Source organism: Microcystis flos-aquae FACHB-1344, assembly GCF_014698375.1.
Classification (GTDB): Bacteria; Cyanobacteriota; Cyanobacteriia; order Cyanobacteriales; family Microcystaceae; genus Microcystis; species Microcystis aeruginosa.
Genome location: NZ_JACJSW010000123.1, coordinates 59017 through 73564 on the forward strand (window position 1 = coordinate 59017; position 14548 = coordinate 73564).

The window sequence follows — 14548 nt, forward strand, 5'->3', positions numbered from 1 at the left end:
TTGCTAGGGGTTAATTTATGTTCGAGCGCGCTTTGATCTGTACAGATCTTTTCGATGGTCTCCATCGTCTTGTCCATTGTGTGCCACACTTAGCCCTGAGCGGCTTAAAACAAGTTATCTTCCTCCACAGTATTCCGGTTTGGGAACAACCCACCCTAGCTACCGTAGATCAAGCAAAAATTGACGCAGCCAAAGAAAAATTATCCCCAGCTTTAGCAAATATTCCCGCAGGTATGACAGTTAGTCTGGAAATCTCTAACCGTCGTCCCGTGGATGCCGTGCGGGAAATCCTCGCGCATCACTCTATTGACGTGATTTTGATGGGAAATCCCATGCGCGGTGCCGTCCAAGAAAAATTATTCGGTAGTACCAGTTTAGCGATCGCAGGTATTACCGATATTCCGCTGCTGATTTTCCGACCGCAATTATTATCAGTTTATACTCACGATGAATTAGCCCTGCGCTGTCAGCATCTCTGGAAACATTTATTAATTCCCTACGATGGCAGTCCCGACGCGATTTATCTAATTGAACAGATAGAAAAATACGCTCAAACTCGCTCCCCTGGCTCTTTTGAGCAATGTCTTCTCCTCCGGGTAGTGGAAAATATCAGTCGCGATCCCGGTGTCACCGAATACCGTTTAAATGATGCCCGTCGGGAATTAGAATCGGTGCAAGCGCGACTAGAAAAACTCGGTTTGCAAGTACAGAGCGAAGTGCGATCAGGAACACCTGTATTAGAAGTTTTGACGGCAGCAGAAGAAAACGATATCAGTGCGATCGCTGTGGCCACCTGCCATCGTTCTAATATGTTGGAATGGTTAGCCGTGCGTCGGATTAATGAAGATATTCTTCATCAACTGTGGTTCCCCTTATTATTTTTCTCCCCCAAGGGATAAGCTAGAAAAAAAGGCTCTCTTGGTTTAGCTGGGTTGGATAAACCACAGAGACACAAAGAACACAGAGAGGAAGACAGATTCGATCAGTAAATCTATCACACAAACCACAAGAGAGCCGAAGATTTTTTTGGGAAATTAACTTAAGTAAGTAGTTATAATTAAATTAAAAATAGATTTTCCCTCTGATCCCCCCTGCCCCCCTTGATAAGGGGGGTGCCGATAGGCGGGGGGATCCCCCCTTAATCCCCCCTTAATAAGGGGGGTGTCTGACAACTTTTAACAACTACCTACTTAACTGCTCGATTAATCCGATAACTTTAGCCTTAATTTCATCGCGAACTCGGCGAAAAGTTTCGATAGGTTGACCATCGGGATCATCAATTAACCAATCCTCGAAAATTTCCTGTAAAACCCATCCTTCCGGCAGATTGACACCGCAACCACATAGGGAGATAACGGCATCGTAATCTTCGGGATTAAAATCCCTAATTGGTTTAGAAGTTTGGTCAGTAATATCGATACCAATTTCCTGCATAACTTCGATTGCTCCGGGGTGAACTTTGGCCGCTTCTAATCCGGAACTTGTGACGGCAATTTTACCCGCGCCTAAAGTTTTAGCGAAACCTTCGGCGATTTGGGAACGACAGGAATTTTTTCTACAGGCAAACATAACTTTTTTCATGATTTTAACTCCTAGAAATTGATTTAATTAATAGCTTTATGGGCAATTGTGGCTATTTCTTGGGCGGCTTTTTCTTTCCTTTCACTATAGCGATCAGTCAGATCATCTACCTGATCTCGCAGGAGAATAGTAAACTTATAAAGTTCCTCCATTACATCAATAACCCGATCTCGATAGGGGGAATCTTTCATCGTGCCATCCTCATGAAACTCCTGATAAGCTTTAGCCACAGAAGATTGATTAGGAATAGTAAACATTCGCAGCCAACGACCAAGAATTCGCAGAGTATTAACCGCATTAAAAGATTGGGAACCTCCGCTTACTTGCATGACTGCTAAAGTGCGGCCTTGAGTGGGACGAATCGCACCAATACTTAAGGGAATCCAATCAATTTGGTTTTTGATAATGCCGCTAATATTGCCGTGAAGTTCGGGAGATGACCAGACTTGACCCTCGGACCATTGACTTAATTCTCGTAATTCCTGTACTTTGGCATGAGTATCGGGAACACTGCCATAAATCGGCAATTCACGGGGATCAAAAAAGCGCACTTCTGCCCCAAATTCAGTGATAATTCTGGCCGCTTCTTCTGCTAATAAACGACTGTAGGAACGTTCCCGCAAAGAGCCATACAGAAAAAGAATTCTCGGTTTGTGAGTCGATTGGATCATGGTGAATAATTATTTGTAAGAACTCAAGCAACGAGGATCGAGAAGGGTGGCTTTTTCTGGATCTCTGGGAAACCAAAAGGCGGTTTTTTTACAGAATTCTACCAACATTAACATCACAGGTACTTCAATCAATACCCCCACTACTGTCGCTAAAGCAGCCCCCGAATTCAATCCGAATAACATCACCGCAGTGGCGATCGCTACCTCAAAATGATTACTAGCACCAATTAAAGCAGCGGGAGCCGCATCTTCGTAAACTAAATTGAGTTTGAGAGCGGCCACATAACTAAGAAAAAAAATCAGATTAGTTTGAATAAACAGGGGAATAGCAATCAGGAAAATATGCAGGGGATTACTAACAATTAAATCGCCTTTGAAAGCAAAGAGGAGGATTAAGGTTAACAATAAGGCAGTGATTGCCACAGGACTGAGATAGTGAAGAAAACGCGATTCAAACCAGGCCCGTCCTTTATGTTTAAAAATCCAGTGACGGCTATAGATACCGGCAATAAGCGGTAAACCAACGTAGATTAACACAGAAAAAACAATGGTCTGCCAGGGGACTACAAAATTATTAGCTGCCAGTAACCATTTACCTAGAGGAGCGTAGAGAAAAAGCATCGCTAGGGAATTGACTGCTACCATAATTAGGGTATGACCCTGGTTACTGTAGGAAAGATAGCCCCACATCAAGACCATGGCCGTACAGGGAGCAATTCCTAGTAAAATAGCTCCAGCAGTGTAGGAACTAGCTAAACTTACCGTCTGTCCTCGGATAATCTCCGTTTGACTCAACCAAGGCAGAAACAGCCAGCCGAGAAAAAATTGAGCCAGCGCCACCATGGTAAAGGGTTTGATCAGCCAATTAACCACTAAAGTTAAAATAACTGGTTTGGGAGTACGGGCAGCCCGAAGAGCTTGAGAAAAGTCGATCTTAACCATGATCGGATACATCATGAAGAAAAGACAGATGGCGATCGGAATAGAAACGTTATAGATACTCATGGCATCTAAAGTCTGCGCTACGTCCGGAAATGACCGACCGAGGGCAATTCCCGCCAAAATACAGAAAATAACCCAAAGGGTAAGATATTTTTCAAAAACACTAAGGCTACCACCAGCTTTGGCGGCTTTAGGATTGATTTGATTAGTCATCGCACAAAGGTGGAAAGGGAATGATGGGAGATTGGGTAATACACCTTTATTATTTCAAAAAAAGTTGATATGTCAAGAGTAAAAGCCAGTCATAAAGCTTTAATATTTCTAAAAATCTTGATCGGTTACTGATTTTCCTCGCAGAAACGAGCGGGGACGAGGGCGGCAAAACGACGATATTCGGATAGATATTCTTCTAGGAGAAGAAATTGAGATAGATTTAGGCTGTAGTAGATCCAACGACCCTCTTGACGACTGCGGACTAAATTGGCTTCTTTTAGCGTTTTTAGGTGAAAAGATAATTTAGATTGGGCGATATCAAGATGGTCGCGCAATTCACAGACGCATAATTCCTGATGTCGCAAAAGTTGCAGAATTTGCAGTCGCAGGGGATCCGAGAGTGCCTGAAAACCAGTATAAATCCGGGTTAACGAGTCGGGAGATGTGGCCAGAGAGTTGAACATTGAGATTGCCCCTAGTGGGAAGGAAATAAGAAAGCGGGAAAATTCAGAATTGCAACAAAACTTTATGTATTTTTGTATCGAATCAGGAAAACCAGCGAATCATCCCCTGTATGATAGACAATGGTTTTGACCAGATTAGCCTTTTAAATCATTGTAAACAGGTTAGGAGACATCATGGAATTATTTGCGGCTCTCAATTTAGAACCCATTTTTCAACTCACCTTCGTGGCGCTAATCATGTTAGCTGGCCCCTTTGTCATTTTCCTACTAGCTTTTCGTGGTGGCGACCTATAAAAACCGCCTCCCCCCCATTGTCAATCGTGCTTTTTTTGACTTCTCTCCTCTTTAGGGAGAGATTTTTTGTCTAAAAGTCAGGAGTCAGGAGATAGGAGTCAGGAGATTGCTTTTATTTATTCTCCCCACTTCCCCACTTCCCCACTTCCCCACTTCCCCACTTCCCAATTCATAATTTATAATTCATAATTCATAATTCCCACTCCCCCTCTCCTAACAATCGACTGCTAAGATCGAAGATAGCGATCGATCTCTCGCTCCCACGATACCTGATAAAACTATCCATGATCATTAAAAATAACCCCTATTATCGGGCTGTAATCGCCTTTTGGGTCGCTTTCCTTGTGTTTTGGGGTTTTGGGAGTTTCTCACCCCTTCTTGCCCAAGCGAAAGAGCAATCAGCCGATGTGCAATCGATTACCCCCTACCTTAAGCAATTTCAACAAAAAATTACCGAATTTCGCCTCGATAACGGAATAAAATTCATTATCCTAGAAAATCGCAATGCCCCGGTTATTTCCTTTGTCACCTATGCGGATGTGGGAGGTGCCGATGAACCGGACGGGAAAACAGGAGTTGCTCACTTTTTGGAACATTTAGCCTTTAAAGGCACAAAAACCATCGGTACTACCGATTATCTTAGCGAGAAAAAAGTCCTCGATCGCCTTGAAGCTATAGACAAAGAACTACAAGCGGCCAAAAAAGCAGGTAAAAGCGCAGAAGTGGCTAAATTAACGGAAGAATTTCAAAAAACTAAGGCAGAGTCCGAGAAATTCGTCCAACGCAACGAATACGGGCAAATCGTCGAAACTCAGGGAGGAGTCGGTTTAAATGCCACCACTTCCAGCGATGCAACTAGCTATTTTTACAGTTTCCCGTCGAATAAATTGGAATTATGGATGTCTTTGGAATCGGAACGATTTTTAGAACCGGTGTTCCAACGGGAATTTTACAAAGAAAAAGACGTAATTCTGGAAGAAAGACGGATGCGGACGGATAATAGCCCCTTGGGTTTATTAATCGAAGCTTTTCTCGATCAAGCTTATACTGTCCATCCCTACAAACGTCCCGTTATCGGCTACGATCGAGATATTCGCAATCTGGAACCCTCAGATATCCAAAACTTTTTCGATAAATTTTATGCTGCCAGTAATTTAACCATAGCTATCGCCGGAGATGTGGACCCAGAACAGGTCAAACAGTTAGCTGAGGTTTATTTTGGTCGTTTTCCCGCTAAACCGAAACCCCCACAGGTGAAGGTAGTAGAACCGAACCAAACCAAAACAAAGGAAGTTACCCTAAAATTAGCCTCGCAGCCTTGGTATTTAGAAGGATACCATCGTCCCGCCCTCAATCATCCCGATCATGCGGTTTACGAGGTTATCGCCACTTTAATGAGTGAAGGAAGAACTTCGCGACTGTATAAAGCTTTAGTGGAGGACAAACAACTTGCCCTCGCTGCCCAGGGATTTAACGGCTTTCCGGGGGATAAATACCCGAATTTGCTGTTATTCTATGCTCTCAGCGCTCCTAATGTCAGCCTGGAGGAAGTAGCGCAGGGTTTGAATTTGGAATTGGAAAGATTGAAAAATGAACCAGTTTCAGAACAGGAATTAGAACGGGTTAAAAATCAACTACGGGCAGCCCTATTAAGAGGACTTGATTCTAACATGGGCATGGCGCGATCCTTGATTGAATACGAGGTAAAAACCGGCGATTGGCGTAATTTATTCGCCCAATTAGATGCTTATAATGCTGTCACGGCAGCCGATATTCAACGGGTGGCTAAAGAAACTTTTACCCCCGAAAATCGCACTATTGGCCGAATTTTACCAAAGTAAAAAGCGGTGAAGTTTGCTTTTTGCTCCCTCTTATCTATTCCTTCCGATAATTTTGACTCAAATCATGAAAAAACGCTTACAATGGCTAGGTTTAATCCTGATCACCCTGATAGGTGTCCTCGCTTTTCGTTCCCCGGCAATTGCCCAAACCCCGCGACATTTTACCGATTTAACTTTTCCTCCCCTTCCTGAAGTTACAGTTCCCCAATACGAACGTTATCAACTAGATAATGGTATGGTGGTTTATTTAGTGGAGGATCGGAGCTTACCTTTAGTGAGTGGTACGGCGATGATTCGGACAGGAGGGAGATTAGAATCCGGGGAAAAAGTCGGATTAGCCGATATTACTGGAACCGTGCTGCGTAGTGGTGGCACGGAAAAACATCCTTCTAATGTCTTAAATCAATTATTAGAACAAAGAGCAGCCCTAGTAGAAACCTCGATCGATCTTAACTCTGGAACTGCTAGTTTTAGTGCTCTTAGTGAAGATTTAGAAACAGTTTTTAATCTCTTTGCCGAGGTTTTGCGTTCCCCAGCTTTTGAAAGTCAGAGGGTAGAATTAGCCAAAGTTCAGGAAAAAGGCGCGATTGCCCGACGTAATGATGATCCTGATGATATTGCTAGTCGGGAGTTTAAAAAGCTAGTCTATGGTGATAATAGCCCCTACGCTCGTACTGTAGAATATAGCACTTTAGCTAATATTGACCGTCAGGATTTAATCGATTTTTATCGTACCTATGTCCGTCCCGACCAAATAATTTTAGGAATTGTCGGTGATTTTGATTCTCAGTCGATGAAAGCATTAATCAATAAAACTTTTGGCGATTGGAAAAATCCCGCAACTGCCACTAAAATTGTCACCCCTTCTGCAACCCAAAAAAATCTTCAAGGTGTCTTTGTCGTCAATCAACCCCAATTAACCCAGAGTAGCGTTTTATTAGGTCATCTTGGGGGTCGTTTGGATAGTCCCGACTATCCCGCTTTAACGGTATTAAATGAGATTTTAAGCGGTTTTGGTGGTCGTTTATTTAATGAAGTGCGTTCCCGTCAAGGATTAGCTTATTCTGTCTATGGTGTCTGGAATAGTCGTTATGATTATCCCGGTTTATTTATTGCCGGAGGTCAAACTCGCACCGATGCCACCGTACCTTTTATTAAGGCAATTTTAGGCGAAATCGAGCGCCTTCGTAATCAACCCGTTACTGCCAAAGAATTAGAAGATGCTAAAAATGCTATTCTCAATTCTTTTGTTTTTAAGTTTGAGAAACCTGCTCAAAATTTATCGCGATTGATGACCTATGAATACTATGGTTATCCCCAAGATTTTATCTTCCGTTATCAACAAGCGGTAAAAGGGGTGACAATTGCCGATATTCAACGAGTGGCCCAACAATATCTACAACCGAATCAAATTGTGACTCTTGTGGTGGGTAATGAACAGGAAATTCAACCTCCCTTATCCAGTTTGGGAACTACGGTTAAAACTGTTGATGTCACCATCACACAAATATAAATAAATCTAGGTTGGATGGAGCTAAACTAGGTGAAATCCAACCTAGAAAAATGAGATAAATATAACACGAGATATGACTTTACAACTCACCATAAATTATCCTGAAAATTTACCCGACTTTCTTCAAAAAACCCGCGAGGAATTCGAGAGAGAAGCAACCTGGGCTATGGTAGTAAAACTCTTTGAGATAAAACGTATTTCATCGGGTATGGCTGCCAATTTATTAGGAGTGGATAGGGTTAATTTTTTATTGAGATTGACCGATTTTGGCGTAGGGATGATTGACTTAACAGAAGAATAACTATTATCAGACCTTGAAAATGCCTAAAGCTAAATTACAGCCCTTCTCATAAAAAAAAGTATAACCTAATTTGGTATTGACTCCTGACTGCTGACGACCGACTCCCCAAAACGAAAACTTCCTAAGTAGGGAGGCACAATTATTTGTAGGATGGGTTAGCGGTACTGTAAACTATGCGGGCGTTGGGTTTCATGCTTCAACCCAACCTACGTTCATCCTATATTTAATTCCACCCACCTACTTATCTCACCATTGAGATAACTGCTGTAACTATTTTGAGATAACTAAGGCTATCATTGAGGAAAGTTACTGTTGAGACTCCTGATTAGTTTGTTAATTTTTGTGTTAAGTACCTAGACAATTAAACCCTTTAGAGATAGGGTGATCGTAGCTGAGTTTGCTATTATATAGTTTTGTAAATAAATATCAAACTCAAGGGTTTTTGAAGATGGTATGTCGCTAAACTGAAAGTATAAAGTACAGAGGTAAAAATACTTATGATGCTACTACAAGATGTTGCGAGAACCTCTAGAGAACAAGCATTAATTCTGTGGTTTGAAGAAGTAGACAGCAAAGACGTGGGATTAGTCGGTGGGAAAAACTCCTCCTTAGGCGAAATGATCCAACAATTAACCCCGAAAGGGATTAATGTCCCCACAGGATTCGCCACCACCGCTTACGCTTACCGTCACTTTGTCGAAAAAGCCGGACTAGACGCACAATTAAGACAAATTTTCCAAGATTTAGACGAAAATGATGTGCAGAACTTGCAAGAAAAAGGTAAACAAGCGCGCACATTAATCCTCAATACACCGTTCCCCGATGATTTAAGTCATGCGATCGCTATTGCCTATCGCCGACTCTGTGAACGTTATGGCGATGATCTCTATCATTCCATTGATGTGGCCGTTCGCTCAAGCGCCACTGCCGAAGACTTACCCGAAGCGAGTTTTGCCGGACAACAGGAAACCTATCTCAACGTGCAAGGGGTGAGGGGAGTTTTAGAAGCTTGCCATAAATGTTTTGCCTCTTTATTCACCGATCGCGCTATTTCCTACCGTCATCATAACGGTTTCGATCACTTTGCCGTCGCCCTTTCCGTCGGTGTCCAAAAAATGGTGCGTTCAGATCTAGCCACCTCCGGGGTGATGTTTTCCATCGATACGGAAACAGGGTTCAAAAATGCCACTTTAATCACCGCAGCCTACGGTTTAGGGGAAAATGTCGTGCAAGGAGCCGTTAACCCCGACGAATATCTGGTTTTTAAACCCACTCTTAAAAACGGTTACAAACCCATCCTCGACAAACGCCTCGGCAGTAAAGCCATCAAGATGATCTACGATGATGGAGGATCGCGTCTAACCAAGAATATCCGAGTTAACAAGCTAGAACAGGATCAATTCTGCATTAGTGACCAAGAAATCCTCACTTTAGCCCGTTGGACGACCCAAATCGAGGAACATTACTCGCAAGTGCGCGGAACCTACACCCCCATGGACATCGAATGGGCAAAAGATGGGATCACGGGAGAACTCTTTATCGTTCAGGCGCGCCCAGAAACCGTACAATCGCAAAAAGCAGCTAATATCCTTAAATCCTACGAAATTAAGCAAAGAAGTCAAGTTTTAGCGGTGGGACGAAGTGTAGGTGCAGCAATCGGTCAAGGAAAAGCCAGAGTCATCCTCAGTGTAGACAAAATCAACAACTTTAAACCGGGAGAAGTTCTCGTCACCAATCGCACGGATCCCGACTGGGAACCGATTATGAAACAAGCAAGCGCGATCGTTACTAATCAGGGTGGTCGTACTTGCCATGCCGCTATTATCGCGCGAGAAATGGGCATTCCGGCGATCGTGGGTTGCAATAATGCCACGGAAACGATTAAAACCGGTCAGGAAGTCACCGTTTGCTGTGCGGAAGGGGATGAAGGGAAAGTTTACCTCGGATTGCTACCCTTTGAAATTCTTGAAACTCCCCTGGACAATTTGCCCCAAACTCGGACAAAAATCCTCATGAATATCGGTAATCCTGAAAAAGCCTTCGCTTTTGCCGATATTCCTGCCCAAGGAGTCGGTTTAGCCCGTCTAGAGTTTATTATCGCTAACCATATTCAGGCCCACCCCAGCGCCTTGCTGAAATTCCACGAATTGGAAGAAGGAGACGTAAAAGACCAAATCGCCGAATTAACCAAACACTACGAGGATAAACCCCAATTTTTCGTCGATAAATTGGCCCGGGGAATTGCCATGATTGCAGCCGCATTCTACCCCAAAGATGTAATTGTGCGGATGTCCGATTTTAAATCCAATGAATACGCTAATTTATTGGGTGGCAAACCCTTTGAACCCAAGGAAGAAAACCCGATGATCGGTTGGCGCGGCGCTTCCCGTTATACTGATCCTAATTATCGCGAGGCTTTCGCTTTGGAATGTCGGGCGCTGAAAATGGTCCGGGAAGAAATGGGATTAACTAATGTGATTCCGATGATTCCTTTCTGTCGTACCCCCGAAGAAGGGATGAGAGTCCTTGAAGAAATGGCGAAAAATGGTCTCGAACGCGGGGTTGATGGTTTGCAAGTTTATGTGATGTGTGAGTTACCAAGTAATGTAATTCTTGCCGACCAATTTGCTCAGGTGTTTGACGGATTTTCGATCGGTTCTAATGATTTGACCCAATTAACCTTAGGATTAGATCGGGATTCTGCCCTAGTTGCCCATCTTTTTGATGAACGGAATGAGGGAGTTAAACGCATGGTGAAAATGGCTATTGAAACCGCTAAAGCCCATAATCGCAAAATCGGTATCTGTGGTCAAGCTCCCAGTGATTATCCCGAATTTGCTCAATTTTTAGTGGAATTAGGCATCGATTCCATCAGTCTTAATCCTGATTCGGTGCTGAAAACCATTTTACGGATTGCTGAGGTAGAAAAAGCCAAGGGTTAATCTGTCGTTCTGATCAAAGGGGTGTGTTATCTTATATTCGATTAATACACCCTTTGTGTCAAAAATTATGCTTGAAACCCATATTTGTACCAAATTTCAAAAATAGCTGACTTACCCGATACGCTCACCGTAGGGCTTTGATCATGCGGATTCATGACAAGGGTTTTGAAAAATGGTATTAGCAGGCTAAAAAAGTTTTAATCTCGTTATTTATTAAGGGTATTTGAAATGTCTAAACTAGATGATGACCTAGAACGTTATGCTAATGAAACCTTTACTAAGGGTGACATAAAAGCTGGTTTGAAGTTGATTAGCGAAATTACTGGATTAGTAGGTTTAGCTGGTCTGGCATTTACGGCAATAACTGTATGGATGCCAGGTTTAAATATTGTGATCCCAACAGGGACACTCATCTACGGTCTGAAAATGGCAGCCCAAAAGTATGCTGATATGAACGAGGATGAGCGAAAACAGGTAAGAGCAGTTGCTAGTTTAGCGAGAGGAGGTATTGACGGGATCAAACACTTTTTTTCTTAAACATGATCGTCGCTTTTTTCGTGCAATTATCACCAAAAATATAAATAAAATACCCCTAGTTTTTTGAGCTTGATTTACAAGGCTTTCAAAAATCGGTAAGATTAGATTATTGTCTAGAGCCTTTATTCTGTCGTTCTGGCTCTACCGAAGTTGAGAGGCATTATATTGATGGTGGCAGCAGTGGAGAAAGGACAATAGTTTAGTGATAAAGGTGGGCAAGTCCCACCTTTTTTTGTCTTGGTATGTTGACAATATTATACTAATACTAAATCCGTTGAGTAACGCACAGAAAACGGGTTTCTCGGAGAAACCCGTTTTCTGCTCATGCAAAAGGCAACCCCCCAACCCCCCCGACATCGGGGTAGGGTTGGGGGAAATAAATAATCAGTTTTTAATAACCGGATTTAGTATAAATCCGCACTCAAAGGACTTAGTATGGATTTATCATACTGAAAATACCTATAGCCCACTATGGCTATTTTTTATTTTTCTCTTAATAAATATTAACTTTAAACTGCGATTAAGAGATAAACTTAGATTTCGTCAGGATTAAGGCCTAATTCCCGCAGTTTATTGGCTAATCGTTCCGCTCGTTGTTTTTCCTGATTATAGCTAGTGAAAGCTTGTCCATCGGGATAAAAAAGCAACATTTCCGGTTCTCCTAACTGAAAACGAATGCCTAAACGGGGACTAACCCAATTATCGAGAGTTTCTAGAATTTCTAGCTGATTTTCGCCTCTTATCCAACCACTGGCATCGTTTTTATGGGGATCATAAAGATAATATTCCTCGACCCCATAACGCTGATAAAATAGCTGTTTTTTGGCCATTTCCGTGAGGGTGTTACCCGGAGAGATGATTTCAAAAACCACCTGGGGACTAATATTATTTTCGAGCCATTGTCGATAGGAACCCCTTTCCCCTTTTGGTCTCCCAAAAACCACCATGATATCCGGTGCTTGACGCAGTTTATTATCATTTTCCACAGGATACCAGAGTAAATCACCCGCAACAAAGACATCAGACTGCTGGCGAAATAGCCAGTCTAAATTAGTTTTAATTGTCGTAATCCAACGAAATTGCAGGGTATTATCCGCCATGGGTTGACCATCGCTATCGGGGTAGATAATTTCAGTGACGTTAGTTTTATCTAGTTGCGAAACCATGAGACTAAGTAAAAAGTGAAAACTAGAAAATGTCAACAACTTAATTCTATTATAGCGAGCATTTGTATTATGTAGCAATTATGACAAAAATATTGACAAATAAGATAATACTAAATCCGGTTATTAAAGAATGATTATTTATTCTCCCTTTTGCCTATTGCCTATTGCCTATTGCCTATTGCCTTTTGCCTGTCTTGATATGTAGCATATACTCAACGGATTTAGTATAACTTGTGCATTGGACAATAAAGATTGAATTTTTTTGATGATAACGATTGAAAATTTCGTTGGTTCCTAGAAAATTTTTGTCTAATTTTGGTAACTATAATTATAATAAGACTATCAACTGGAATTAGGACAAGAAGATGAGTGGCGGTTTAGTCTATCGACAAAGCCCAGAAGAAGAGGAATTAGAGCAAAAAGTTCTATCTACAACTTTTACAAGAGAGATCGAGGAGAAAATCAAGGATTTACAATCTCGGTTTCAGAACAGTCCACTGGGTTACGGGGGCCATTGCTTTCCAACCTAAAAACTTGCCGACCGGTTCGGCTTTTTCAATGCCAATTCGCAGCAGTTCCCCCCCTAATTTACTATGCCATTGCAAGAGGACTAATTCGCTTTCAATTGTAACAGTGTTAGCAACAAGACGACCCCCGGAGCGCAGGGCTAACCAACAGGTTTCCAATAGCTGGGGTGTGGTGATACCGCCACCAATAAAAATAGCGTCCGGTTGCGGTAAATCTTCCAGGGCGCTCGGTGCGATTCCGGCGACGATTTGCAGGTGGGGCGTTCCCAGGGCGGCGGCATTATCGGCAATGTATTGTAATCTGGTGGGATGATGTTCGATCGCAATAGCCTGGCAACGGCGATCGCTACGCAGCCACTCAATGGCAATGGAACCACAACCTGCCCCCACATCCCAGAGCAATTGTCCGGGTAGGGGAGCCAATCTACTCAGAGTGATAGCACGAACTTCTCTTTTTGTCAACTGGCCGTCATGATGGTAAGCAGAATCCGGCAGTCCGGGAAGGCGCGGCGCCAGGGTGGGGGGATGGGAGAAGATGCAGCTAATGGCGATGACATTTAAATCCGCCAGATCTGTAAATTGCCAATCGTTGGCGATGCCTTGAATGTGGCGTTCTCGGGTTCCCCCTAGATGTTCTAAAACCGTGATGGAACTTTCGCCAAAACCTCCCTCCCGGAGCAGCCGAGCAGCGATCGCCGGAGTCTGGGCATCGGCGCTCAGTACCAGCAGTTTAGCGCCGGGATAAAGCACCCCATTCAACCAAGCCGGAGGCCGACCGCACAAACTCAAAGTTTCCACTTCACTCAGGGACCAACCCAAACGACTACAGGCAAGACTAAAGCTAGAAGGAGAGGGAATAATCGTCATTTCCTCCGGGGGAATCTGACGGGTGAGGGTGACACCAATCCCGTAGCACATGGGATCACCACTGGCCAAAACACAGACGGATTGACCACGAAGGCGGATAATCTCGTTAACAGAGTCTTGGATGGGAGAAGTCCAGAGCAGTTTTTGCCGTTGATCCTCTGGGGGTAACATTGCCAGATGTCGTTCACCACCGACAATAACTGATGCTAAAGAAAGCAGACTTCGCCCCACCGAACTTAACCCTTCTAAGCCATCTTCACCAATTCCTATGATCGATAGCCATTTCGACTTACAATTGCGATCCGCCATATTAAAAAAAATCGCTACTATTTCATTATCTGCCATCAGGCTCTATCCTTCAAACAAGATATAATCGGGTTAGTGTCAAGTTAATTTAGAGGAAAAATTATGACCACCACCGCCGATGACGTTTGGAGATTATTAGCCGAATTAGTAGAAGCTCAAAAAGAAACCGAGCGACGCTTTCAAGCAACTGATCGCCAAATTACCAGACTCAGTCAAGAAATTGGTAATCTTGGGGGTAAATGGGGACGTTTTGTCGAAAATATGGTAGCCCCAGCTTGTGAGACTTTATTTTTAAATCGTCAGATTCCCGTACATCAAGTTAGTCAAAGAGTCAGAAAACGTCTCGACGGTAAAACCCTAGAAATTGATGTGTTAGTAACTAA

14 protein-coding genes are annotated in these 14548 nt (G+C 43.0%); 8 read left to right on the forward strand and 6 right to left on the reverse strand.

The window, feature by feature from the left end:
- Positions 1 to 17: 17 nt before the first annotated feature.
- Positions 18 to 899 (forward strand): universal stress protein, encoded by an 882-nt coding sequence (locus H6G48_RS10560; RefSeq protein ID WP_190721559.1) that lies wholly within the window; start codon positions 18 to 20, stop codon positions 897 to 899.
- Between the two features lie 283 nt (positions 900 to 1182).
- On the opposite strand, the gene arsC is transcribed toward H6G48_RS10560, so the two are convergent.
- From arsC to H6G48_RS10580, 4 genes are all read right to left on the reverse strand, one after another.
- A complete protein-coding gene (arsC, locus tag H6G48_RS10565) occupies positions 1183 to 1581 on the reverse strand; it encodes an arsenate reductase, glutathione/glutaredoxin type (protein WP_159292536.1) in 399 nt (132 codons plus the stop codon).
- Between the two features lie 23 nt (positions 1582 to 1604).
- Complete coding sequence (arsH, locus tag H6G48_RS10570; RefSeq protein WP_190721561.1) at positions 1605 to 2252, reverse strand: arsenical resistance protein ArsH; 648 nt, start codon at positions 2250 to 2252, stop codon at positions 1605 to 1607.
- A 9-nt stretch (positions 2253 to 2261) separates the two neighbouring features.
- Positions 2262 to 3407 (reverse strand): ACR3 family arsenite efflux transporter, encoded by a 1146-nt coding sequence (gene arsB, locus H6G48_RS10575; RefSeq protein ID WP_190721563.1) that lies wholly within the window; start codon positions 3405 to 3407, stop codon positions 2262 to 2264.
- A 125-nt stretch (positions 3408 to 3532) separates the two neighbouring features.
- Entirely contained in the window at positions 3533 to 3871 is a 339-nt protein-coding gene (locus H6G48_RS10580; RefSeq protein WP_079205464.1) for an ArsR/SmtB family transcription factor, read from the reverse strand.
- A 174-nt stretch (positions 3872 to 4045) separates the two neighbouring features.
- On the opposite strand from H6G48_RS10580, the gene psb30 reads away from it, so the two are divergent.
- The 6 genes from psb30 to H6G48_RS10610 all read left to right on the forward strand — a co-directional run bounded on the left by psb30 (position 4046) and on the right by H6G48_RS10610 (position 11299).
- The gene (gene psb30, locus H6G48_RS10585; RefSeq protein WP_002736367.1) at positions 4046 to 4165 is read left to right on the forward strand and encodes a photosystem II reaction center protein Ycf12/Psb30; all 120 of its coding nucleotides are present in this window, start codon (positions 4046 to 4048) and stop codon (positions 4163 to 4165) included.
- 284 nt (positions 4166 to 4449) lie between these two features.
- Complete coding sequence (locus tag H6G48_RS10590) at positions 4450 to 6006, forward strand: M16 family metallopeptidase (RefSeq protein ID WP_190721565.1); 1557 nt, start codon at positions 4450 to 4452, stop codon at positions 6004 to 6006.
- Between the two features lie 64 nt (positions 6007 to 6070).
- Entirely contained in the window at positions 6071 to 7519 is a 1449-nt protein-coding gene (locus H6G48_RS10595; RefSeq protein WP_190721568.1) for a M16 family metallopeptidase, read from the forward strand.
- A 73-nt stretch (positions 7520 to 7592) separates the two neighbouring features.
- Positions 7593 to 7820 (forward strand): UPF0175 family protein, encoded by a 228-nt coding sequence (locus H6G48_RS10600; protein ID WP_190721570.1) that lies wholly within the window; start codon positions 7593 to 7595, stop codon positions 7818 to 7820.
- Between the two features lie 497 nt (positions 7821 to 8317).
- Complete coding sequence (gene ppsA / locus H6G48_RS10605; protein WP_190721572.1) at positions 8318 to 10762, forward strand: phosphoenolpyruvate synthase; 2445 nt, start codon at positions 8318 to 8320, stop codon at positions 10760 to 10762.
- Positions 10763 to 10990: 228 nt separating this feature from the next.
- The gene (locus H6G48_RS10610) at positions 10991 to 11299 is read left to right on the forward strand and encodes a hypothetical protein (RefSeq protein WP_190721574.1); all 309 of its coding nucleotides are present in this window, start codon (positions 10991 to 10993) and stop codon (positions 11297 to 11299) included.
- Between the two features lie 533 nt (positions 11300 to 11832).
- On the opposite strand, the gene H6G48_RS10615 is transcribed toward H6G48_RS10610, so the two are convergent.
- Both H6G48_RS10615 and cbiE read right to left on the reverse strand, forming a co-directional pair.
- The gene (locus H6G48_RS10615) at positions 11833 to 12465 is read right to left on the reverse strand and encodes a Uma2 family endonuclease (protein ID WP_190721576.1); all 633 of its coding nucleotides are present in this window, start codon (positions 12463 to 12465) and stop codon (positions 11833 to 11835) included.
- A gap of 470 nt (positions 12466 to 12935) precedes the next feature.
- Positions 12936 to 14204 (reverse strand): precorrin-6y C5,15-methyltransferase (decarboxylating) subunit CbiE, encoded by a 1269-nt coding sequence (cbiE, locus tag H6G48_RS10620; protein WP_190721578.1) that lies wholly within the window; start codon positions 14202 to 14204, stop codon positions 12936 to 12938.
- Between the two features lie 63 nt (positions 14205 to 14267).
- Here cbiE and H6G48_RS10625 point away from each other — a divergent pair.
- Positions 14268 to 14548: DUF3782 domain-containing protein (locus H6G48_RS10625; RefSeq protein ID WP_190721580.1), on the forward strand; the 281-nt coding region annotated here is incomplete at its 3' end.

Bases quoted from the DNA above. Each gene is read 5' to 3' on its own strand.
- arsC (WP_159292536.1), bottom strand. From the start codon at position 1,581: ATGAAAAAAGTTATGTTTGCCTGTAGAAAAAATTCCTGTCGTTCCCAA.
- cbiE (WP_190721578.1), bottom strand. From the start codon at position 14,204: ATGGCAGATAATGAAATAGTAGCGATTTTTTTTAATATGGCGGATCGC.
- H6G48_RS10595 (WP_190721568.1), top strand. From the start codon at position 6,071: ATGAAAAAACGCTTACAATGGCTAGGTTTAATCCTGATCACCCTGATA.
- H6G48_RS10580 (WP_079205464.1), bottom strand. From the start codon at position 3,871: ATGTTCAACTCTCTGGCCACATCTCCCGACTCGTTAACCCGGATTTAT.
- ppsA (WP_190721572.1), top strand. From the start codon at position 8,318: ATGATGCTACTACAAGATGTTGCGAGAACCTCTAGAGAACAAGCATTA.
- psb30 (WP_002736367.1), top strand. From the start codon at position 4,046: ATGGAATTATTTGCGGCTCTCAATTTAGAACCCATTTTTCAACTCACC.
- arsH (WP_190721561.1), bottom strand. From the start codon at position 2,252: ATGATCCAATCGACTCACAAACCGAGAATTCTTTTTCTGTATGGCTCT.
- H6G48_RS10615 (WP_190721576.1), bottom strand. From the start codon at position 12,465: ATGGTTTCGCAACTAGATAAAACTAACGTCACTGAAATTATCTACCCC.
- H6G48_RS10560 (WP_190721559.1), top strand. From the start codon at position 18: ATGTTCGAGCGCGCTTTGATCTGTACAGATCTTTTCGATGGTCTCCAT.
- H6G48_RS10610 (WP_190721574.1), top strand. From the start codon at position 10,991: ATGTCTAAACTAGATGATGACCTAGAACGTTATGCTAATGAAACCTTT.
- H6G48_RS10590 (WP_190721565.1), top strand. From the start codon at position 4,450: ATGATCATTAAAAATAACCCCTATTATCGGGCTGTAATCGCCTTTTGG.
- arsB (WP_190721563.1), bottom strand. From the start codon at position 3,407: ATGACTAATCAAATCAATCCTAAAGCCGCCAAAGCTGGTGGTAGCCTT.
- H6G48_RS10600 (WP_190721570.1), top strand. From the start codon at position 7,593: ATGACTTTACAACTCACCATAAATTATCCTGAAAATTTACCCGACTTT.